A 21078-nucleotide genomic window follows, 5' to 3' on the forward strand; every position below is an offset into this window, starting at 1 on the left:
TTCATTATGTTAGCCTTCGCTTTAAATCTTTTCCGCATAGACGTAGTAGGCGCCGCGGCGTTTCTGATTGGGGGTGATAAACCAGGCTTCAAGCTCAAGAGGACCCGTCGTTAGATCGGCTTCGAAGACGGCCCCTTGATCCTCTTTAGATACGGCGCGCGTCAGGGTTTTGTCAGCCAGCTTTAGTTCGACGGAATCGATGGCGATGGCAACGCCGGGTACATCGATGCGGAAGGTCTTGTGTCCGATATATTCAATATTTGGATCGTTCGCCGGCTCGAGTCCGGCCGTCATAGGCACCGGTGCTTCGCGCGGCCAGCGTCTGACTTCGAACCGGTAGCGTCCGGCCTCTTCCACATTGAATGCCCATTTCGGGTTCGGCATCGCTTCCGCTTTGCGGACGGCCTGTTGAGTGTTTTTATTTTTTGCGGTTGCATCCACCGGGCTCAGGCGCAGGGTCGCATTTCCGGACAGCGAAGGGATCTGCTGAGGCCGGTCAAGACCCAATGACTTCCAATGGGTGTCGTAGCGTGCTTGCAGGCTTTCTACCACCTCCGGAAACTGGCTGGCCACATCGGTTTTCTGTCCCCGGTCGGTGCGGATGGCAAAGAGTTCCGGCTTGCCGGATTTTTTATTATTAACCAGCCGCCAGTCTGCGGTCATCACCACAAGTCTAGCGTCCTTTTTCGTGGGCGAACCATTTTGTGAATGATGAATCAGCAAGCGGTCATCCCAGTCAGAACCGCCGGAAAGAAGCGGTTTGAGGCTGCGCCCGTCCATCGGTAAAACCTCACGGTTCGGGGTTTTGAGACTGCAGATGTCGATAAATGTTGGAAGCAAATCAATGTGAGCCGCCAGGGCATCCGTTTCCCCCGGTTCGCCCATGATTCCCTTCGGGGCCCGAATAAAGCATGGGACGCGATGCCCGCCTTCGTACAAATCCCCTTTAAATCCGCGCATTCCTGCACTGTATGCATTTTTATTTTTTTGCGGCAGGTCGGATCCATTGTCCGTGAGAAAAACTAGAATGGTATTCTCCGAAAGATTTTGCTGATCCAGATAATCCATGAGCCGCCCAAGATTCCAGTCGGCGCGGTGGATCGACGCATAAAACGCCGAGCGATCACGACTTTCTGTTCCCAAGTAGGGTTCAAGCCAGGATTCGGGCACATTCCAATCCCAATGAGGCACGTTGGTTGCGATGTAGGCGAAGAAGGGCTTCTTCTCCTTTTGGCACTTCGTCATGAACGTCATCGCTTCCGAAAAATAGACATCGGTGCAGAACCCGGGACGACTGACAATTTCTCCATTGTGGTAATAGCGGTCATCCATCCGATCATTGTCCCACACGTCATTCGCGGTCGCCAGCCCGTTATTACCCAGGCCAATCCACTCATCAAAACCACGATCCATCGGCCGTAACGGATAGTTGGCTCCGATATGCCATTTCCCAAAAATACCCGTACCATAGCCGGAAGCTTTAAAGTACTCCGGCATGATCACTTCATTTTGGCGCATATAGTTGCGATAGCCATTGGTCGTGGTCACACCGGTCCGGTCCGACATGCGCCCGGTCATGAGAGCCGCCCTAGACGGCGAGCAGAACGAATTCACATGAAAGTCGGTGAACCGAACACTGGAGGCGGCCAGCCGGTCCATATTCGGGGTTTTGATCACGGGATTCCCGTTGAACGCAATATCGCCGTAGCCCTGATCGTCCGTCATGACGACAATCACATTCAGCGGAGCGGCCTGCGTGGAAAGCACCGCTCCCAGCACCCCGACCATCAGACGAGTTATTAAATTATTGCTCATGGGTCGTTTCCTTATTTATTCAAATAGTCGCGAATCGAATCTAACTGGAACCACTTTTCACCCAGCTCTTCGACATCCGTCGGTTGATCTTCACCCGGTGTGCTGCGACCTGCTGTAATGATTGACCCCAACTCTTTTTTCATGGATTCAACGACCTCAGGATATTGAGCGAGAAGGTTGACCGTTTCTGAAGGATCGTTATCCATATCAAAGAGCATCATATCTGCGATATTCGCAATGGGGTTGCTGCTCTTCTTCTGCTTGCCCGCATCGAACCCTTTATTATTAATTACGAGCTTCCACTTGCCCTTGCGGGCGGCAAAATAGCCCCGGTTGTCATTATGAATAATCAGGCGTTCGGTTGCGCCCGGGATCGGCTGGCCTTTAAGTGCTGGGAGGAAACTGACGCTGTCCTCGCCTTCGTTATCGGGCAGGGTCTTGTTAAATAGTTCCGTCAGCGTTGCCAACATATCCGTCGTGGAAATCAGCTGGTCGCTCACTGAAGAAGTCTCCACCTCTCCCGGCCAGCGCACGATAAACGGCATCCGGTGTCCGCCTTCAAAAATCGAGCTTTTCGCGCCGCGATATATCCCGCTGGAGTAATGCCCAAGCTTCTGCATCTGGCCGATTCCTGCACTGCCGCTGGTGCCGTTGTCGCTGGTGAAAAGCACCAGCGTATTGTCGGCCAGATTCAAGGCGTCGAGCGTTTTGAGGACTTCCCCCACCGCCCAGTCGGTCTCCATCACAAAATCGCCATGCGGACACAATCCGCTTTTCCCCTGAAATTGCTCGCTCGGGGTAATCGGGTCATGCGGCGACGGCAGCGCCATATAGACGAAAAACGGCTCCGTTGCGTGCTCCTTAATCCAGTCGCAGGTCTTTTCCGCGACGATCGAAATCCGGTCCTTCTGCTGAATGCCCTCGACGATGAATTTCGCCTTGGGATCATACCCCAACGCCTCCATCTCCTCAGCCGTTTTATAGGTTAAGTCCCCGATCACATGCCGATTCTCGAGAAAGTAAAAAGTCGATCCCTGTACGCGATAAAAATAGTCAAACCCAAGCTCCAACGGACCATTAGAGATCGGCTGGGTATGATCCACATAGTCCGGCGAAATGCGCTTCATCTTTTTCGGCGATGTATGGACCCAGTCCAATCCCAAATGCCACTTGCCGATGCTTGCGGTCTGGTACCCTTCTTTTTTGAGGAACGAAGCGATGGTTTCCCGGCCCACTTCAATCAACGGCGGGCAATATCCGCTCAATACCCCGTCTTTCTTGTTGGTCCGCCAGCAATACCGCCCGGTCAAAATTCCGTAGCGCGTCGGTGTGCAGACACTGGAGCTGGTATGTGCATCCGTGAACTTCATCCCCTCGGCCGCCAACCGGTCGATATACGGGGTCTGAATTTTTCCTTCCGGGTTGTAACAGGAAACATCGCCCGGACCCATATCGTCAGCCAGGATATAGACAATATTCGGCTTTTTATCGGCATACCCGAAAGAAAGGCAGCAACTGAATAAAAGAGTAAAAAGTACGTTTCGGTTCATCATTAGATTTTCTCCGCATAGATAAAATAGGCGCCGTTGCGTTTGCCATTTGGCTGGAGGAGCCAGCCCTCCAGATCAACCGGCCCGATCGGCAGTTCGACGTCGAAGAAGATGCCTTGATCTCCTTTGGAGACCGGCTTCTTCATCGTTTTTCCGGCGACGGTCAGCTCAACCGCAGTCATCTCGATCGCCTTGCCGGGCACGTTGAGGTTGTAGTTGGCATGCCCGATGTATTCGAGGTTCGGGTCCGATTGCGGGGGGAGTCCAGCGCTCATCGGAACCGCCGCTTCGCGCGGCCAGCGCCGGACTTCAAAGCGATAGGTCCCGGCCTCTTCCACAACGAGCGACCAGTTCGGTTTTTTCATCGGCAGCGCTTTTCGAACCTCATGCTGCGTATTCATATTCTTATTTTCTGTCATCCCCGGGTCCAGACGAAGCACCGCCTTGCCGGAAAGATGCGGCCGCGGATTCGGTTCCTTGATATTCAACGTGTCAAAATGAGCGAAGTAACGTTGTTTCAGGCTTTCCAGAACCTCCGGGTACTGATCGGCCACATCGTTTTTCTGACCGCGATCATTCCGCATGTCGTAGAGCTCTGCTTTGCGATTCTTAGGGGTGACCAACCGCCAATCCGACGTCATCGCCACAAAATTACTTCCCGGCTTCTTCGAACTGATCCCCTTGGTGTGGAGCACGATCAATCGGTCATCCCACGCAGAATCGCCCTTTAGCAACGGCTTCAGACTGCGGCCGTCCAGCGGCGGCAGGTCGCGATTTGGCCCCTTCAACCCGCACAGGTCAATAAAGGTTGGCAGCAGATCAAGATGGGCCGTCAGTACATCAATATCGCGCGGCTCGCCCATGATCTCCGCCGGTGCGCGGAAGAAACAAGGAACGCGATGCCCGCCTTCATACTCGGCGCCTTTATACCCGCGCATACCGCCGTTTTTATAGCCCTGCTTGGATTTTTGAGGCACATCCGATCCGTTGTCCGTCAGGAATACCAGAATCGTATTGTCCGCCAGCTTCTCTGTCTCCAGAAAATCCATCAACCGACCGAGGTTTAAATCTGCGCGACCGACCGAAGCATAAAAGGCTGCGCGCTCACGGCTCACCCCCGCATCCAGATAGGGTTGCATCCATTCCAGCGGCACATTCCATTCCCAGTGCGGGACACTCGTGGCCAGATAGGTAAAGAACGGTTTCCGTTCCTGCTTACACGTTTTCATAAAGGCCATCGCCTCGTCGAAATAGACATCGGTCCCGAAGCCCTTCCGCTTCACAATCTTTCCATTGTGATAGTAGCCGTCGTCCATGCGGTCGTTATTCCAGACATCCGAGGCCGTCGCCTGCCCGCTGTTTCCCAGACAAAGGGTTTCCTCGAAGCCGCGATCCATCGAACGCAGCGGATAATTTGATCCGATATGCCACTTGCCGAAGTGGCCGGTACGATAGCCCGCCGCCCGGAAATATTCGGGCATCAGCACTTCGCTGAGCCGCATGTAGTTGAGCGTGTTCTGGGTGGAGAGCACCCCGGTTCGATCCGACATGCGCCCGGTCATCAACGCCGCCCGGGTCGGCGAGCAGAACGGGTTCACGTGAAAGTCGGTAAACCGCACGCTCGACTCGGCCAGCCGATCCATGTGCGGCGTTTTGATGACGTCATTGCCGTGATAACTGATGTCGCCGTAGCCTTGATCGTCCGTCATAACGACCACGACATTCAGACGGTCTACCGTTGCGGCCTGAAGAGAAAGGGCTCCGGCCAACAGGACGAGGATGAGGTTCATTTGCTTCATGGGATTATTGATCCTCCATTAAAAAGAGGCCGTGCCCCATTTTGATTTCCGTCTTTGAAAGCGGGGTTTTCCAGACAATTTTCTTGGCCCGGTTCACTTCATAGACCGGAACGGTTCCGCCCGGATTCATGATGACGATATTGCCGTTTTTTCGGACGCGGAAACTCGCAAACCAGCGCGGCCCGATTTCGGCGGCCTCTTCGCGAGTGAACTGCCAGATGATCTCTTTTGCGGGCGTCACTTCAACCAGCCCGTCTTTGCCGCTGACCAGCGTATTGCCATTCGCCAGCCGCTCTACGCAGAATGGATTAAACGGCGGCTGAAATTCCCAGACCATTTGGCCATCCAGCGTATATTCCGTCACCACCCCTTCCCGCTCTTCGGCCACCAACAGGTTGCCGGTGGAAAGTTCACGAACAATCGTGGACGCGTGTTTCTTGTCTTTGCCGCGCAACGGGATAGTCCGCACAATTTTTCCGGCCGGGTTGACGATCAGCAGCGCCGCTTTACAGGAGGCCCCGATCAGCGTATTTCCGTTTTTCATGCGATCGCAGGAGATGATGTACCGCGCGTCATCGATTTTGTATTCCCAGACCGTTTTTCCGTCGGGCGAGATTTCGCGAACGCCGCATTCGACATCGGTCGCTTTTTTACCCGGCGTATTAAAGGCGAACAGGATATTGCCGTTATCGAGCTGATGCAGGTCGCGCACCAGCACACCCGGAATGCGTCCAGCAATGGCCCGACCGCCCTTTACCTTCAGAATACCCGTTTCGGTTCCGATGAGCATATCCGGCGCGGCACCCGCCGCGACGGCACCGCACATCAGCGCCAGCAGATAAATATAAATCCGTTTAATCATGCTCATCTCCCAAAAACCTCAAAACCTATCGCTTTTCTATTTCTTTGTCTTATTAGCGGCCTTCTCCGCCGCCAGTTTTTTCTTATATTCACCCCTCGCCCTGCTTCTCGCGGCAATCTCTTCGTACCCCGGAAGCTCTTTGGCAAACCTCCGGCGGGCGGAGCCCTCTGGCCAGCCCTGATCGCCTCGAACAATGCCGTCGTTATATTTGAACCCTTCGGAGGTGACGTTTTCGATGCGCAGTTGATAGGTGTCGTTGAGAATCCCTTCGTGCACAACGCCGATCGAGGCCCCTTCGAAATATTGACCGTCCGCATCTTCCGGCACTTTCAGATCTTTGATGTATTCCTTCGGTGTTCGGCAGGCCCCTTTTTTGGCAATCTGCGCCGTTTTCCCAAAGATGGCGTGAACATTAATTACATAGCTATCATCGCCGAAACGCCCCGGTTTGGAATCCGGATTTTTAGCCATATCTTTTTTTGATGGTGGCCCGCCGCCACCGGCGGAAACCGCCCAGCCACTGCTTATGGCCGTCACGCCATCAATCCACACGTTTCCGTTTTGAACGGCGTGGGGGTAAAGAGCGACGGCCGTTTCTCCGTTCTCGTTAACGATATTTTTTCCGGTAATATCAAATACACCGGCATAGTCGCCGCCCGAACCCGTTTCGAAGCGCAAGGTAATGCCGCCGCGGGAATACAGGTTTTCGAACAGCAGATTTTCTGCGCCATGAAACTGAACCAACCCATACCCGTGGTGTGAGTTAAACAAACTACAATCTCGCACCGTGCCGTTGGTTGGGCGGAAGACCTCCCAGGTGTTGGCCCCATTAACTTTGGAGGGACAAAAATTCATGGCACTGTATCCGGTCTGGCTATCGCGAATATCCGCATCCGCGATCAGAAAGTTACGAACGCGTTCGCAACGAATAAAACGAGCGCCACAGAGCGATCCGCCTTGAGAAAAATCAATGGTGTATCTGCCGTTCAACCCGCGTATGCTGACGTTCTCGACGAACCGTTCCGGCCCCTCGTCGGAGACAAAGGTCAAGACACACACCTTTCCTGCCTTTATGAGGCTCGGCCGAATGACCGTTCCCTGTTCCAGCAAAATGTGGACGTTCGATTTCATGGCCACTCCGAAAAACTGATACGTTCCTTTCGGAATGATCAAACGACCGCCGCCTTTTTCGGACATTTCATCGATCGCTTTCTGGAGTTTATCGCTCTGGTCGACTTCGGCGTTATCATCCACTAGGTGATAATCCGTTTTAAGGTTTTTTTCAGGACCGTCCGTCTTCATCACCTCCGTGTAGGCTGCGTCGCTGTTCGCGATACATGCAAAGAATACCAGTATCAATAATATATGCTTCATATCCCTATTTCTCCTTTCCGGCCTTGTTCTTTTTCTGGCGTGAAGCTGGCTTTACCTTTATGCAGTGCTCTTGGGTGACAGCTCCCTGATAGCCGGCCTGCAGGCGTTTTTCTTCAAGCTTGCTCTTCATCATCGCAAGCGACGCCGCATATTCCGGATTGTTCGTCAGATTGGTAAATTCGCCGGGGTCGGCGTTGAGGTCATACAGCTCACTTCCGGACTTTCCAAAGCCCCATTGCGTGTAGCGCCAGTCGGCGGTGCGAAGGGTTTCGCCGCCTTTTTCGGCGACGGTAAAGGCTTCCTGTTTTTTCCAATCATTGGAAGAAATATTTCCAAGGATTGGAAGCAGGCTGGTTCCCTGAAGACCGTCGGGCGCTTGCAGTCCGGCGAGCTCGGCAAGGGTCGGATAGAGGTCGATCAGCTCCGTGATCTTCACGGTTTTACCGCCGTGCTGAGAGTTCATCCACGGAACGCTGATGATGAAGGGAACGCGGGTGGTCTCTTCAAAAAGATGGCGTTTCTGAAACTTGTTGTGCTCTCCAATGTGATAGCCATGGTCGCTGGTGAAGACGATGATGGTGTTATCGGTCAGCCCCTTCGCATCGAGCGTATCGAGCAGTTTCCCGACCTGAGCATCCATGTAGGAAATGCTGGCGTAGTAGGCTTCGAGAAGCCCCTGATGGATTTCCAGCGTCGTGACGCCATAGGCCTTTTTGGTCTGATCGTTCTGGATGATTTTCGGCAGGTCGTCCAGGTCGTCTTCCGGAGCGAACGGCGGCGTTAATGCGCTGCGCTCATACAGGTCGTAATATTTTTGCGGCGCAATCAACGGCACGTGCGGGCGCACAAATCCGACCCCTAAAAAGAACGGTTTGTCCGCGCCGAACGAATTCAACAGCTCTATGGCCCGATCGGCGGCCATGCCGTCGACATAGCTGGAATCGCCTTCGGTTCCGTAGGTGGCGACAAAGCCCTGGTTGCCTTTGCTGCCGGGCGACCAGTCAATCTTGGGCCCGGGGTTATCCTTACATTTAATATTGATCGCGTTGTCCCAGGAGGCCGCGTCATCATAGACAGAGGTGCCGGCATAAATCTCTTTTGGAATCCCCATGTGAAACATTTTGCTGACGCGATCCACCTGATAGCCATTGTTGCGGAACAGCTGCGGAAGCGTCACCACATCCGGCATCTTTTCGCGCAAATGGGCCTGATTGGTCAGCGCGTTGTTTTTATAGGGATATAGTCCCGTCATGATCGAATTGCGCGACGGCCCGCACAGCGGAAACTGGCAGTGCATATTGTTGAACTGCACCCCGCGCTCCGCCAACCGATCCAGATTCGGTGTTTTACAGTCCGGATGTCCGTAGCCGCTCAAGGCGGTATTCAGGTCGTCCGACATGATGAACAGTACATTCGGGGTTTTAGCGGCATAGCTGAGAGAAAGACCGCAGCTAAGCAGAAGGGTCATCATTAAGTTTCGATTCATCATCAGATTGATTCCTTTTTGTTAACGGTCTTCTTTTTTTTATCCCTCATCTTCGTCTTTTTGCGCGACGTGGTTCCCGCTTTTGCCGCCGCCTCTTTTTTGTACTTCTTGTACCCTTTGAACGGGATGATGCTGTAGGAGGTGTCCGTCTGCTTGATTTTCATATATTCGGCCATTGCAGTCTGAAGCCGCTGACTCGCCTCCGGAAAGTCGGCCGGACTCACCTTTTTCTCGCTGTAGCGGGCCTCGTTGCTGGTGACGGGAATATCATAGAAGCGACCATCTTCGTGCAGACGGAAACGCTTATCGCGGACCATATACAATCCGCCCTCCCAGCCGAGATAGATGAAATCGCGATCCTTTCCGGCGGTGTTTAGAAAGTTGTGAGAAAGGTCCATGCCGCTGACATCGTAATCCATCGGCAAACCGGTCAGCCCGGCCAGCGAAGGAAACAGATCCGCGTGCGTAAAAAATGCGTCACAAACGCCGACTGGAATTTTTCCGGGCCAGCGGGCAATGTACGGAACGCGATATCCGGACTCGATCAGGCTCAGCTTTCCGCCCTTCACCTTTTGATCCCCCAACCGGCAGGTAATCGCGTTCGGCGTTCCGTTGTCGGCCGTGAAGATCAACAGCGTATTTTCCGTCAGTCCCAGCTCATCTAGTTTGTCCATGATGCGCCCCACCAGCAGATCGGTATAGGCCACCATCAGGCCGAAGGTTTTATCCACCGAGGCGGCACTCTCCGGCAGAAAATGTTTGATGCCTTCCAGCTTCGGCGGTTGATGAAACTCTTTGTGAACCAGTGCCATCGGGTAGTAGGCGAGGAACGGGCGTTCTTTGTTCTCTTCGATAAAGTTGCAGATAAACTCGCAGTAGAGATCCGGCCCGTATTTCCCGTCATAGGTTGTAATCTTTTGATCCTGCCAGACTACCGGATCGTAATAGCGTTCATGCGTTACAAAATCATAGTTCTTCAGCCACATGAAATAGTCGTCAAAGCCATGGGACGTCGGATGATCCGGATAGAAATCAAAATCGCCCAGGTGCCACTTGCCGGCAATGCCCGTGCGGTATCCGTTTTTCTGAAACAGATCGGCGAAGGTCGGAATATGCCCGGGAAGACAGTTGGGCGTGCCCGATCCCAGCCGCTCCAGTATACCGCTGCGGTTGGTATAGAGCCCGGAAAGGATCATGGCCCGGCTCGGACTGCACGACGGCGTTCCGTAGGCATTGTTAAAACGTGCGCCCTGACTCGCCAGCCGGTCAATATTCGGGGTGGAATAACCGGTGTTGCCATAGCACCCCACCCCTTCCGCGCCGAGATCGTCCACCATGATGATGACTACATTGGGTTTTGCCGCAACAGCACAACTCATCGTAAGCATGATGCACGCAAAGGTATGTAGTCCCGCCTTTAGGCGGTTTGCCCGCAGAGCTGTTCCAACGAAACCGCCTAAAGGCGGGACTACAAACTTTTTCAACGCCCCTTTTTTCATGACCTCTTCTCCCTGTCTTACTTTTGTGGACTCAGATGAGCGGGTGGCGATGATTTCAGAACGCTGTCGGTGTCGACGGCCGTTCTACCGGCATCCAGGTGATCGAGCACGATGACCCCTACCGGACACTTCAGGACTTCCGGATCGTGGAACGTCCAGATCACTTCACCCTGCGGATTAAATTCAAATAGCTGAGGCCCTTCTGCAGCGGCCTCCGGATGATGTCCCCACCAGTTCGACTGGAGAAGGTTTCCGTTTTCAAGCCGCTGAAAGCCACCAAAAAAGTGCGCACCTTCGGGACCCTTGTAGCACTTCAGCAATTTCCCCGCGTGGTCGAGAACCAGCGTTGCTCCGGCGTATCCGCAAGCCACCCAATAATGGCTATCTCCGTCTTTCAGCGCCATAAACGCGCCAAGCTTCTTGGCGTTGGCAGGCTTATCAATGGGCAGCGAAAAGCGGTTGAGCACCTTGCCGGCCAAATCCAATTCGATCAGCTCGTCATTCGGCGTAATCAACAGGTTTCCCTGCTGGGTGATACGCCCGAAACGGAGTTGCTTCGCGACTTTATCGATCTCCACCTTTTTAACGATATGGTCGTCCTTATCCAAGACCGCCACATGGAGCGCTCCCGTTTTTTTGACGGAGCCAATCGCAATCGCAGTACCGTCGGGCAAACGTCGAATCGACTTGATCCCGGGAACACCGTTCACCTCGATGGTCTTGATCAGCGTTCCTGTGCGCAGATCAATAAGATGATAGCCCGTTTCGGTGGTAACCGTCGCCTGATGATTACCAACGATCTGCACGTCCCATGCTTTCCCCTCCAACGGCACAGCCCAATTGTTCGAGGGATCATTTTCGTCAATATGCACCAACTGGTGCCCTGCGTCATCGGTGATTAACAACCGGTGTTTAATTTCGGCATCAACCGACGCGACAAAGAACAACAACAGCAAAATAAAGGAGCGGCTCATTGCTTTTTCTTCTTGGAGCTTTTCTTTCCAAAGCCGCCTTTTTTCCGGGACGAATTACGGGCAACGGAAGCCCGTCGATTCAGATTCGGGGCCTGAACGTCTCCGTTCCCGTAACAACCCATCGAATGTATCGATTGATCGCCCGTCATCAGGAAAACAATATTGGGTCTATCTGCCGCCAACGCGCTGCCAATTAATCCTGTCGCCAGAATTGCTGTTATAAAAAGTTTCATAATGATTGCCCCTAATTCACCGATAGCTTCTCCCAGCATTCCGCGAAATACTAAATCACCTTTTGGGCCAGACTTTGATCCGCTGGCGACCTTCTTTCAGCTCTGAGAACGGGCCGGGAGTCATGTTGCCCTTGCGGTCGGCCCCGAGAAAATCTTTATCAAAGCGATAAGGAGATCCATCGGGCTTAACGAAGGGCAAGCCCGTAACCTTTGCCGTGCCGAGGAGATCGGTGGTGACCATGGGACGTTTTTCTTTTCCCCAGTCGCCGCGGCTAACCGTCAAATCGAGATACACCCCGTCGGTTTTTTTGACAATCGATGCGGATTCGATCACGGCGTTCCCTGCGCGAGTGACCGGCAGGGTCGCGTCGTCATAGACAGACAGTGCACCCGGCAGCATCAGCATGTTGTGATAGATGCGGTCATCGCCACCCTTCGTGTTGACGAGATCAGTGATCTCTGTCGAATGCGCCGGGTGATACGGCGTGAGCCGGTTGAGTTCCGGCCTGAACTTAATTTTTCCGGCGATCAGATTGTGAATATACGCGCCGCCCTCCGACCGGTCCCAGATCGTCGGGCTCGTTAGAAAGATGTTGTTATCAATCACGAACGGCCCGTGATTCACCTCCATAAACAGATCGTCCATATCGTTGTTGTACAGCAGGTTGCCAGTCACGCGGGTGCCCTGATTCATCCAATCCAGCCAGATTCCATGATTAGCACAGTGATAAATGTGGTTGTTGCTGATCACGGCATCCATCGCCCCGTGGAATTTTATCCCGGCCATCTCCGCTCCGCCAAAGGGCTTGCGAACATAGATGTCGTGAATGGTATTGCCATCGACTGTGCAGAATGCCGAGCCAAGCGATCCGACGATGCCGACCTGCCCGCAGTCGTGCACATGGTTATTACGAACCACATGACTGCCGATCTTCTCTTTAGACCATCCCTGCTTCAACCCGCGCTCAATCGTTCCCACATAGCCTTCTGCTGAACGCGCCTTGTTATCAAACTCATCGCCGTGCTTTCCGAGCGCAATGCCGGCGCAGGCGGAATAGCTCACTTCGTTGTCTTCAATGATCCAGCCCTTGCTCCAGTGTGTTCCGATGAGCCCGATCTGCTCCGCGGTCGGCGGCGACCACGGCGTAGCGGCGTTTTTCAGAATGAAACCGCGCACCGTGATATAATTGATGCCCGGATTTTCCGGATAAAAAACGGTGCGGCGGGCCGTAACCTCAATCAGCTCTTCATTCGGATTCACGCCCTTGAACTGCGCCCATACCGTAGTGTTTTTCTTATCCCCTTTCGTGAACCAGGCCGGATCGTTGCCAGCGGGCTTCATCACATCTTCGAGGGTGAATGTTTCCACAAGCCAGTGTCCGTTCAGATGAAGCGCACCGGTATGAATCTTCAGCTTCTTCCGGTTAGCGAACCAATCACCGCGGATCAAATCAGCAAACGGATTGAATTCCCCGAAAAAGCTATTTGGAATGATGACTTTCCATGTGTCGTTCTCCACCAGCTCCCATTTTTCGGTAAGCACCTCCGATCCGGTGATGACGACCTTTTCGCCTGTCGCAGCCTGATAGACGATCCGGCTAGCGTCGGACGTTCCGCCGCGAGGTGGATTCACCCGTTCGCGATAGATTCCTGCATGCACGGTGATCACATCGCCGGGCTGTACGACCTCTGCCGCCGCTGAAATGGTTTTGAATGGATGCGATCCGTCAACCGAAACGTGATACTCCCTCGCGCTGGCCGCGCATGCGGCCAGACATAAAACTGCAATTGTTGTTTTCATACCATTTCCTTTGATCATTACTTCAAATCGTCCTGCAGCGCATTAAACTGATGCCACGTTTGCCCGTCGCGCAGCGGATCATTCGCCTGCGGGGTGCCCGGCGTACTGCGGCCTTTGGAAATCAAATCCGCCAGCTCTTTTTTCAGCTGCTCCGTCACTTCGGGATATTGCGATGCCAGATTCCTCGTTTCCTCCCGGTCGACGTCCATATCGAACAACATCATTTCAGATGCGTCTTGAATGTCTCTCTGTTTCTTCAAGTCGTAACGGCCGCCGGACGTGCTATCGAGCACCAGCTTCCACTTGCCCTTACGCGCCGCAAAATAGCCATGCCGGTCGTGGTGGACAATCAACCGATTCTCCTCATCTGGAATCGGATCGCCTTTCAATGCGGGTAAAAAGCTGATGCTATCTTCTGCAACGTTGTCGGGCAGTTTCTTTCCAACAAGTTCAGCGCAGGTGGCCAGCAGGTCGGTAGTGCAGATTGTCTGTTCCGACACGCTGCCTGCTTTGATCTGTCGTGGCCAGCGAACCACGAACGGCAAGCGATGGCCGCCTTCATAAATGGAGCCTTTGGCCCCGCGATAGATCCAGCTGGGATCATGACCGGCCTTTTTCAGATTCTTCACGTCGGGGCCACCCGGAGAGCTGCCGTTATCCGCCGTGAAAAAGACCATTGTATTTTCGGCCAGCTTTAGCTCATCGAGAGTCTTCAGCACTTCGCCAACCACCCAGTCGGTCTCCATGCAATAGTCGGCATATGCACAAATCCCGCTCTTGCCCTGAAAGTCCGGATGCGGAATAACCGGACCATGCGGCGACGGAAGCGCCAGATAGATGAAAAACGGATTTTCCGCATGATTGCGAATCCACCCGCCGGTCTTATGCACCAGGGTCTTCAGTTTTTCGCGTTGCTTGAATCCTTTGGAAATCCAGCCCGGATCCGGTTCAAAATAACCGAGAGCGGTGAGCTCTTTCTTATCCATAACTAGCTCCAGATCTCCGAGCATCTGCCGGCCCTCGACGTAGAATTGATCGCGGGGGAAGGCGCCAAAATAATAGTCGAAACCAAGATCCAGCGGACCGTCTTTGATCGGTTTGGTGGCATCCACATATTTCGGCGTAATGCGTTTGATTCCTTCCGGCGCATTATTCGCCCATCCCTGACCCAAATGCCACTTTCCGATGCAGGCGGTGGCGTAGCCCTCTTTCTTCATGAAGGATGCCACGGTTTCACGATCCATGGAAATTAAGCTCGGGTCATGCAAGCCGACCACTCCTTCTTTCAAATGGGTGCGCCAGGAATAACGGCCGGTCAGAATTCCATAGCGCGTCGGCGTGCAGACGCTGGCGCTGGTATGCGCGTCCATGAACTTCATCCCTTCCGCCGCCATGCGGTCGATGTTCGGCGTCTGAATTAACCCCTCCGGATTATAACAGGACACATCGCCCGGCCCCATGTCGTCGACCAGAATATAGATGATGTTTGGTTTCGCCGCCTCAGCCGTGCCCAATGCAGCCAAAAGGGCCGCCAATACGAGCTGTTTCAATTTCATGAAGATGATCTCCTATTTATCTGCCGGCACGAACTTACGGTGCTGCGCAATGATTTCTGAATATTCAGGGTTATTAATCAGATTGGTCCACTCTTTCGGATCCTGGGTGTGGTCATAGAACTCTTCGCTGCCCTCGTAATACTGAATATACCTGTAATCGCGGGAGCGGACCGCATGGTTGCCACGCCCCATCGTCGTGATCGCCGGACGGTCGACCGTGCTCAGCGGATTTTCCAGAACCGGGCGCATGCTCGTTCCGTCCAGATCATCAATTGACGGCAGACCGCACAGATCGATAAGTGTGGGAAACAGATCAATCAAGCTGGCAGGTTCTTTGGTTTCCGCCCCGGCGGTTACGAAGCCCGGCACGCTCACAATAAAAGGAACGCGGGTCGATTCCTCCCACAGGGTTGCTTTCCGAAAGCTTTGTTTTTCACCGAGATGCCAACCATGGTCAGAAAACAAAACGATGATGGTGTTGTCGGTATATGGACTCGCGTCCAGTTGGTCGAGCAGCCGCCCGACTTGATAGTCGGTCCAGGCCACGCAGGCAAGATACGCCTGAGTCACGGTGTCCCATTGTTGATGTTTATCGACGATAATATTAAAATCGGAGCGTTCATAGGTCGGGGTTGGATCCAGCCAGTCGTAGAAATTCCAAGCAAAGGCCTTGGCCGGGATCGATAACCCATCCATGGGATGGGGTTCAACAACCGGCAACTGAACGTCCTCCAGCGGATACTGATCAAAGAAACGGCGCGGAACATATAACGGTGTGTGCGGACGATAGATTCCACAGGCAAAGAAGAAGGGTTTCCCCTCCGGGATATTTGCGTACTGGGAATTGATGAAATCCACGTTCAGATGATCGCCGAATTCTTCATCGGGCTGATCGCACGGCCCCCATTTAAACCGTTTCAACCCCAGCGCAATATCCTCCTTCGCTGAAGGTGCCCCCGAGATCTTACTTTTATAGTTCACATCCCAATTTTCTTGCGTAAAAGCAAATACGTGCCGGATCTTTCCGGAGCCTACCGTGTAATAATTATTATTCAGAAAATGACGGCTGATCGAAGGCCGCTCGCTGAAGAGCTTCTTATCTTTGATTTCATTGTCATAAATCCCGATGTTAAATGGATATTTTCCAGTATTGAATGAACTGCGCGACGGATTGCATATCGGAGCGGTGCAATGCGCATTCATGAACTTCATGCCGCGGCGTGCCAGCCGGTCAAGGTTCGGTGTGAGGGATTGCGCATGCCCGCCGTGCGTCGCAACCCAGTCGTTCAGGTCATCCACCACAATCATCAGCACATTGTATTTTGCTTCCAACTGCGGTGTCGCCCTAGCGGAACTGACTACCGCCAACGCCGCTGCAATAATGCATACGAAATGATGTTTATTCGCCGTCATCCATATCCTGTACTAAAGAGGCTTTCTCACTCCAGGGCAGAGTACGTTCGAACAAGGTCTCATAGGGTGTATAACCACTATAATCAACGCCCTGTTCCTTCCAGTGGTTCAGCTGCGAATCATACTTTTTCCGCATCATTTCCAACACGGCCTGCTGTTCCGGATCGTGGGCCAGATTCGTCATCTCCAACGGATCGCGGCCAATGTGGTAAAGCTCCTCCGTCGGCTCAAAGCCTTCGCCACCGTAGTACCAGTAAATGTATTTGTACGTGCGCGTCACAACCGACAGCGCCTGCGCCTTAGCCGCGCCCCATGCATTCATCAGCGACAGCGCACCGTGAATTTCTCCCGCTGGGTTATCGTACAGTTTCATCAGGTTGGCACCGTCCATATTACCAGGCGCTGGCAAGCCCGCAAGGTTCAGCAGGGTCGGCGCGAAGTCGACGTTGCCGGTCAGTGCAGAGGAACGCAGGCCCTTGCCGGAGTTCGAATGGCGCGGATCATAGATGATCATCGGAACGCGCGAAGCTTCTTCATAAGGCAATACCTTGGAGCCATATCCATGCGATCCGCACAAGAAACCGTTGTCAGAGGTATAAATAATTACCGTATTTTTATCCGCGCCCGACTCTTTCAACGCCGCTCGGATCATGCCGACTGCCACGTCGATGCCGTACACCTGCTGATGATACTTCGCCATGACCCCGTCATAATTGGTAGCATAATTCCACTCTTCGAAGCGCGGGTACTGACGGCCCATTTGGCTCTGCTTCGAGAAATGCAGTCCATTCTCCCGCCCGAAGTTGGCTGGCTTGGAGAACGTCTTGCCCTCATACACACCGTTAAACCGTGGATCCGGCTGTGTCGGGCGATGTGGCGCCTTGAAGCTGATCGAAAGGCAGAACGGCTCCCCGACCCCAACAGACTCGCGGACGAAATCGCTCCCAAATGCCCCGTACGCCAGCGTCGAATGCGGATACTCCTCTGCATATTTCTTCAGTGCCTCATTCGCCGACGTCTTATAGGAAGTCTGTCCATCGCCCCCCGCCCAAACGGAGAAATCATCTTCCGGCATGTAGCCCTTTCCTTTTTTATTCGTCGGATCATCCGTCACCAAAAAACCGAACTTCCCGGCGAACGCAGTGCGGTAGCCCGCCGCGTGCAACAGCGAGGGATACGTTTTGCTCCAGTTCTCTGCCGACAGCTTACCGTGATGGAAATTGCAGCCGGTCTTGTATTCAAACATGCCGGACATCACTGTGGCGCGACTGGCCATGCAGATCGCCGTCGTATCGTAATGATGATCAAATGTCACCCCGTCGCGGGCGAGCTGGTCAAGATTCGGCGTCTGCACATCCGGATTGCCGTAACAACCCAGTGTCCAGGAGGCCTGATCATCCGCCATCAAAAATATCAGGTTTGGCTTGTCCTGCGCCATGACGCCCGCCGCACAAAGTACTGCACCCAAAGACATCTTCCATCGTTTCATATGCATTCTCTCTTCATGATGTTACTTCATCAGGCGCGGCGCGCTGAACCCCTGTTCGCGAATCTTCTTCAGCAGTGCAGTAAGCGTCTTTACTTTTTCCGGATGTTCTGCGGAAACATTATGACGCTGGCCGGGGTCGGTTTTCAGATTGTAGAGCTCGCCCTGGATACTTTTCGGGCTGGCATAGCCATGCTTTTGCGCCCAGGCCGAAGGAGCGTCGCTCTTCCTTGGGGCGTCAATCACATTGACCAGCACCCAGTCGCCCTGGCGCATGGCGAACTGATCGTCGGCGGTGTTATGTACCGTCGCCGAACGGATCGCGGTCTCTTCGCCTTTGAACAGCGGCAGAACATTGTACGAATCCTCGGCCTGATCGGACGGAAGGTCAAATCCGGTCATCGCCGCAAAGGCGGCCATCAGGTCGACCTGGGAAACCAGCGCGTCCGACACCTTTCCCGCCGGGGTCACCCCCGGCCAGCGAACGATGAACGGCACGTGGTGTCCTCCTTCATAGATATCACGCTTCACTCCGCGGAACGGATTGGATGACCAGTGATCATGTGCTTTATCACGCGCAAAGGCATACCGTTCCGCCCCGTTGTCCGCCGTAAATACTACCAGCGTATTGTCCGCCAGCCCCGCCGCATCGAGTGCGGTTAGAATCCGCCCAATGCAATGATCCGTTTCATAAACAAAATCGCCGTACGGCCCCGCCTGTGATTTCCCGTCAAACTCGTCATTGGGCACAATCGGGTTATGCGGTGCGCCGAATGCCATATAGAGGAAGAACGGTTGTTCCGCGTTCTCCTGCTGCTGAATAAACTCCAGCGCTTTCTGTGTGACCGTCGGCAGCACATCATATGGATTCCAGCCTTCCACCATCGGCCCGGCCACGGAATGGTCCCCCGCCTTCAGTTTGGCCGCCCGCTGGAGCTCGCGATTGTCATACATCAGGTTCGGCGCCTTCGTCACCCGGTCGTTTTCAATCCATGTGTAGGGCGGGAAGTTGATGACGTCCTCGCCGAAATAGGTATCGAATCCGTGCGCTGTCGGCCCGTCGGGAATCGGTTTCGACCAATCGTATGCAACCGGCGTTTTCGCGTTTTTCCCCAACGCCTTTACGGTCGCAACGCCGTCATTGGCAATCGCATCCCAGCCCATGCCCAGATGCCACTTTCCAATCGCCGCCGTACGGTAGCCGGACGCCTGCAGCATTTCCGGCAGGGTCAGACGAGCCGCATCAAACTTGGATGAACCAAATTCACGTGCAATGTCATTAAACTTACGCCAGTGATAGCGGCCCGTCAGCAACCCGTAACGGCTGGGCGTACAAAGTCCCGACGACGAATGCCCGTCCGTGAAACGCATCCCTTCCGCTGCCAGCTTATCCAGATGCGGTGTTGGGATTTTCGAGTCCGGATTTTGGCACGACAAATCCCCGTATCCCAGATCGTCGGCGTAGAGGATGAGGATGTTAGGACGTTGCGTTGCGTAGCTCGTAAAGACCAAGCAGGTCAATACGGCGGCTGTGAACAGATGTCTCATGGCCTCTTCCTTTCCGCCTTCTTGCCTTTCTTTTTGCCGAAACTGTTGGAGATCTCAACCGCACGCGCATGCTCCTCCGGGCCGTAGTCCCAAAACTCGTCGATGACTTTGTTGCAAGCAAACTTCGGATCATCCTCGCCCAGTTCGGCGCGCCGTGTTTTCAAAGCGGCTTTCAACTTTTCGATAACCGAAGCGTATTCTGGATTATCGTAGACGTTGTTGTCTTCGGTCGGATCATTTCGCAGATCATAGAGTTCCCACGCAGGAGGGGTCTGCGCTTCTGATTCGTCTGGCAGGCACCCGTAGTATTGGATCAGCTTATATTCCTTGGTGCGGATCGCGATGCAGCCGGGCACCATCAGCTGCTTCATATGCATCCAATAGTGATAATACGCGGCCTGTTTCCAGCTGGCCGGCTCCTGACCCGTTTCCAAGATGCTGCGGAAACTTTTTCCATGCATGTACTCCGGGGTCTCAACGCCGGCAAAGTCCAGCATCGTCGGGGCATAGTCGATGTTTTCAACAATCGCATCGGAGCGGCCGACTTTTACGGACTTCGGATAACGGACAATGAACGGCATACGCATCGATTCCTCATAGGGCCAGCGCTTGTCCTGATAGTCATGTTCTCCCAGATAAAAGCCCTGGTCTCCCGTGTAAATGATGACGGTGTTTTCGTAGAGCCCTTCTGCTTTTAAATAATCAATCACGCGCTTGAGGTTGTCATCCACCCCTTTGACGCAGCGCAAGTAGGCTTTCAGATAATACTGATACGCATCGCCCATGATCTCTTCATCGCTTTTGGACTGATCGAGTGATTTCTGCCATGCGCCGCGGCCATCGGCATCCGTATAATTTTTTCGTTTATGCCGGCGTCCAATCGAGGCGCCGATGACTGATGCCAACTCACCCTTTTCGCCTAAAGTGCCGAGCGAACCATGATTCTTTCGGTCGCGCATATTCGCGGGCTCGGGAATGGTCACATCCGCCAGATAGCTTTCGTAACGCGGCGCATACTCAAACATGCCGTGGGGGGCTTTGAAGTGAAGCTTCAGAAAAAACGGTTTGTTCGGATCGCGCTTCTCCTTAAACCAGGTCAGCGCGGAATCCGCAATGCAATCCGAAGAGTGCCCTGACATCTTCACCTTTTTTTCGCCTTTCGCGATCGATTCGCCAAACTCCGGATCAAAATAAAGCCCCTGTCCTCCGCCGTGACCGATGAGCACCTTATAATAATCAAAGGCGTCCGGATTGGTGTGCAAATGCCATTTGCCGACCACCGCGGTTTCATACCCGGCCTTTTTCATCTCATGCGCTAGATACTGCCGCTCGGCGGGCAGTTTTCCGCCCAGATCGATACAGCCGTTCACGGCGCTGCTCTGGCCGGTCAAAATGGACGCGCGGCTCGGTGTGCAGATGGAGTTCTGGCAGAATGCGTTTTCCATCACCATTCCTTCTGCAGCGAGCGAGTCGACCGTCGGGCACGGATTCAATGCCGCCAAACGACCGCCATACGCGCCGACCGCCTGCGAGGTATGATCATCGGCCATCACAAAGAGAATATTGGGTTTTTCCTGTCCTGCATGTGCCCCGAACAGAGCGAAGAGCAGGATTGAAAAGGTACGTAGTCCCGCCTTTAGGCGGCTTCTACGCAAGGACCGATACACCAATCCGCCTAAAGG

15 protein-coding genes are annotated in these 21078 nt (G+C 53.8%); all 15 read right to left on the reverse strand.

Annotation, left to right across the window (positions count from 1 at the left end):
* Positions 1-21: 21 nt before the first annotated feature.
* The 15 genes from SCARR_RS02890 to SCARR_RS02960 are packed head-to-tail and all read right to left on the reverse strand — an operon-like array spanning position 22 to position 21051.
* Positions 22-1815, reverse strand: a complete 1794-nt coding sequence (locus SCARR_RS02890; protein ID WP_136060014.1) for an arylsulfatase — start codon at positions 1813-1815, stop codon at positions 22-24.
* A gap of 11 nt (positions 1816-1826) precedes the next feature.
* Positions 1827-3368 carry a sulfatase family protein gene (locus tag SCARR_RS02895; protein ID WP_136060015.1) on the reverse strand — a complete coding sequence of 514 codons (1542 nt, stop codon included), beginning with the start codon at positions 3366-3368 and terminating at the stop codon, positions 1827-1829.
* Positions 3368-5164, reverse strand: coding sequence for an arylsulfatase (locus SCARR_RS02900; RefSeq protein WP_136060016.1), 1797 nt, complete (start codon positions 5162-5164; stop codon positions 3368-3370). Before SCARR_RS02900 ends, SCARR_RS02895 begins: the two co-directional genes overlap by 1 nt.
* A 4-nt stretch (positions 5165-5168) precedes the next feature.
* Positions 5169-6026, reverse strand: coding sequence for a hypothetical protein (locus tag SCARR_RS02905; protein ID WP_136060017.1), 858 nt, complete (start codon positions 6024-6026; stop codon positions 5169-5171).
* Positions 6027-6062: 36 nt separating this feature from the next.
* Entirely contained in the window at positions 6063-7400 is a 1338-nt protein-coding gene (locus tag SCARR_RS02910) for a glycoside hydrolase family protein (RefSeq protein ID WP_136060018.1), read from the reverse strand.
* A gap of 4 nt (positions 7401-7404) precedes the next feature.
* Positions 7405-8889, reverse strand: coding sequence for a sulfatase (locus SCARR_RS02915; RefSeq protein WP_136060019.1), 1485 nt, complete (start codon positions 8887-8889; stop codon positions 7405-7407).
* Complete coding sequence (locus tag SCARR_RS02920) at positions 8889-10385, reverse strand: sulfatase-like hydrolase/transferase (RefSeq protein ID WP_136060020.1); 1497 nt, start codon at positions 10383-10385, stop codon at positions 8889-8891. The genes SCARR_RS02915 and SCARR_RS02920 overlap by 1 nt, the downstream gene beginning before the upstream one ends.
* Positions 10386-10402: 17 nt before the next feature.
* A complete protein-coding gene (locus SCARR_RS02925; RefSeq protein WP_136060021.1) occupies positions 10403-11359 on the reverse strand; it encodes a hypothetical protein in 957 nt (318 codons plus the stop codon).
* On the reverse strand, positions 11356-11631 hold the full coding sequence (locus tag SCARR_RS02930) for a hypothetical protein (RefSeq protein WP_136060022.1): 276 nt from the start codon (positions 11629-11631) through the stop codon (positions 11356-11358). Before SCARR_RS02930 ends, SCARR_RS02925 begins: the two co-directional genes overlap by 4 nt.
* Positions 11632-11647: 16 nt before the next feature.
* Positions 11648-13393: a right-handed parallel beta-helix repeat-containing protein gene (locus SCARR_RS02935; protein ID WP_136060023.1), complete on the reverse strand. Its 1746-nt coding sequence runs from the start codon at positions 13391-13393 to the stop codon at positions 11648-11650.
* 17 nt (positions 13394-13410) lie between these two features.
* Positions 13411-14949: a sulfatase family protein gene (locus SCARR_RS02940; protein ID WP_136060024.1), complete on the reverse strand. Its 1539-nt coding sequence runs from the start codon at positions 14947-14949 to the stop codon at positions 13411-13413.
* A 12-nt stretch (positions 14950-14961) separates the two neighbouring features.
* Entirely contained in the window at positions 14962-16362 is a 1401-nt protein-coding gene (locus SCARR_RS02945) for a sulfatase (protein WP_136060025.1), read from the reverse strand.
* The gene (locus SCARR_RS02950; protein WP_222846156.1) at positions 16349-17851 is read right to left on the reverse strand and encodes a sulfatase family protein; all 1503 of its coding nucleotides are present in this window, start codon (positions 17849-17851) and stop codon (positions 16349-16351) included. Before SCARR_RS02950 ends, SCARR_RS02945 begins: the two co-directional genes overlap by 14 nt.
* A 21-nt stretch (positions 17852-17872) precedes the next feature.
* A complete protein-coding gene (locus tag SCARR_RS02955; protein WP_136060027.1) occupies positions 17873-19396 on the reverse strand; it encodes a sulfatase-like hydrolase/transferase in 1524 nt (507 codons plus the stop codon).
* Positions 19393-21051, reverse strand: coding sequence for a sulfatase family protein (locus SCARR_RS02960; protein ID WP_222846157.1), 1659 nt, complete (start codon positions 21049-21051; stop codon positions 19393-19395). Before SCARR_RS02960 ends, SCARR_RS02955 begins: the two co-directional genes overlap by 4 nt.
* Positions 21052-21078 lie beyond the last annotated feature (27 nt).

The sequence above is a fragment of the Pontiella sulfatireligans genome, from assembly GCF_900890705.1.
Classification (GTDB): Bacteria; Verrucomicrobiota; Kiritimatiellia; order Kiritimatiellales; family Pontiellaceae; genus Pontiella; species Pontiella sulfatireligans.

What these genes read in the sequence shown, in the direction of transcription:
- SCARR_RS02940 (WP_136060024.1), bottom strand. Translation starts at nt 14,949, where the DNA reads ATGAAATTGAAACAGCTCGTATTGGCGGCCCTTTTGGCTGCATTGGGC.
- SCARR_RS02900 (WP_136060016.1), bottom strand. Translation starts at nt 5,164, where the DNA reads ATGAAGCAAATGAACCTCATCCTCGTCCTGTTGGCCGGAGCCCTTTCT.
- SCARR_RS02930 (WP_136060022.1), bottom strand. Translation starts at nt 11,631, where the DNA reads ATGCTGGGAGAAGCTATCGGTGAATTAGGGGCAATCATTATGAAACTT.
- SCARR_RS02925 (WP_136060021.1), bottom strand. Translation starts at nt 11,359, where the DNA reads ATGAGCCGCTCCTTTATTTTGCTGTTGTTGTTCTTTGTCGCGTCGGTT.
- SCARR_RS02920 (WP_136060020.1), bottom strand. Translation starts at nt 10,385, where the DNA reads ATGAAAAAAGGGGCGTTGAAAAAGTTTGTAGTCCCGCCTTTAGGCGGT.
- SCARR_RS02915 (WP_136060019.1), bottom strand. Translation starts at nt 8,889, where the DNA reads ATGATGAATCGAAACTTAATGATGACCCTTCTGCTTAGCTGCGGTCTT.
- SCARR_RS02895 (WP_136060015.1), bottom strand. Translation starts at nt 3,368, where the DNA reads ATGATGAACCGAAACGTACTTTTTACTCTTTTATTCAGTTGCTGCCTT.
- SCARR_RS02890 (WP_136060014.1), bottom strand. Translation starts at nt 1,815, where the DNA reads ATGAGCAATAATTTAATAACTCGTCTGATGGTCGGGGTGCTGGGAGCG.
- SCARR_RS02905 (WP_136060017.1), bottom strand. Translation starts at nt 6,026, where the DNA reads ATGATTAAACGGATTTATATTTATCTGCTGGCGCTGATGTGCGGTGCC.
- SCARR_RS02935 (WP_136060023.1), bottom strand. Translation starts at nt 13,393, where the DNA reads ATGAAAACAACAATTGCAGTTTTATGTCTGGCCGCATGCGCGGCCAGC.
- SCARR_RS02950 (WP_222846156.1), bottom strand. Translation starts at nt 17,851, where the DNA reads ATGAAACGATGGAAGATGTCTTTGGGTGCAGTACTTTGTGCGGCGGGC.
- SCARR_RS02955 (WP_136060027.1), bottom strand. Translation starts at nt 19,396, where the DNA reads ATGAGACATCTGTTCACAGCCGCCGTATTGACCTGCTTGGTCTTTACG.
- SCARR_RS02945 (WP_136060025.1), bottom strand. Translation starts at nt 16,362, where the DNA reads ATGACGGCGAATAAACATCATTTCGTATGCATTATTGCAGCGGCGTTG.
- SCARR_RS02910 (WP_136060018.1), bottom strand. Translation starts at nt 7,400, where the DNA reads ATGAAGCATATATTATTGATACTGGTATTCTTTGCATGTATCGCGAAC.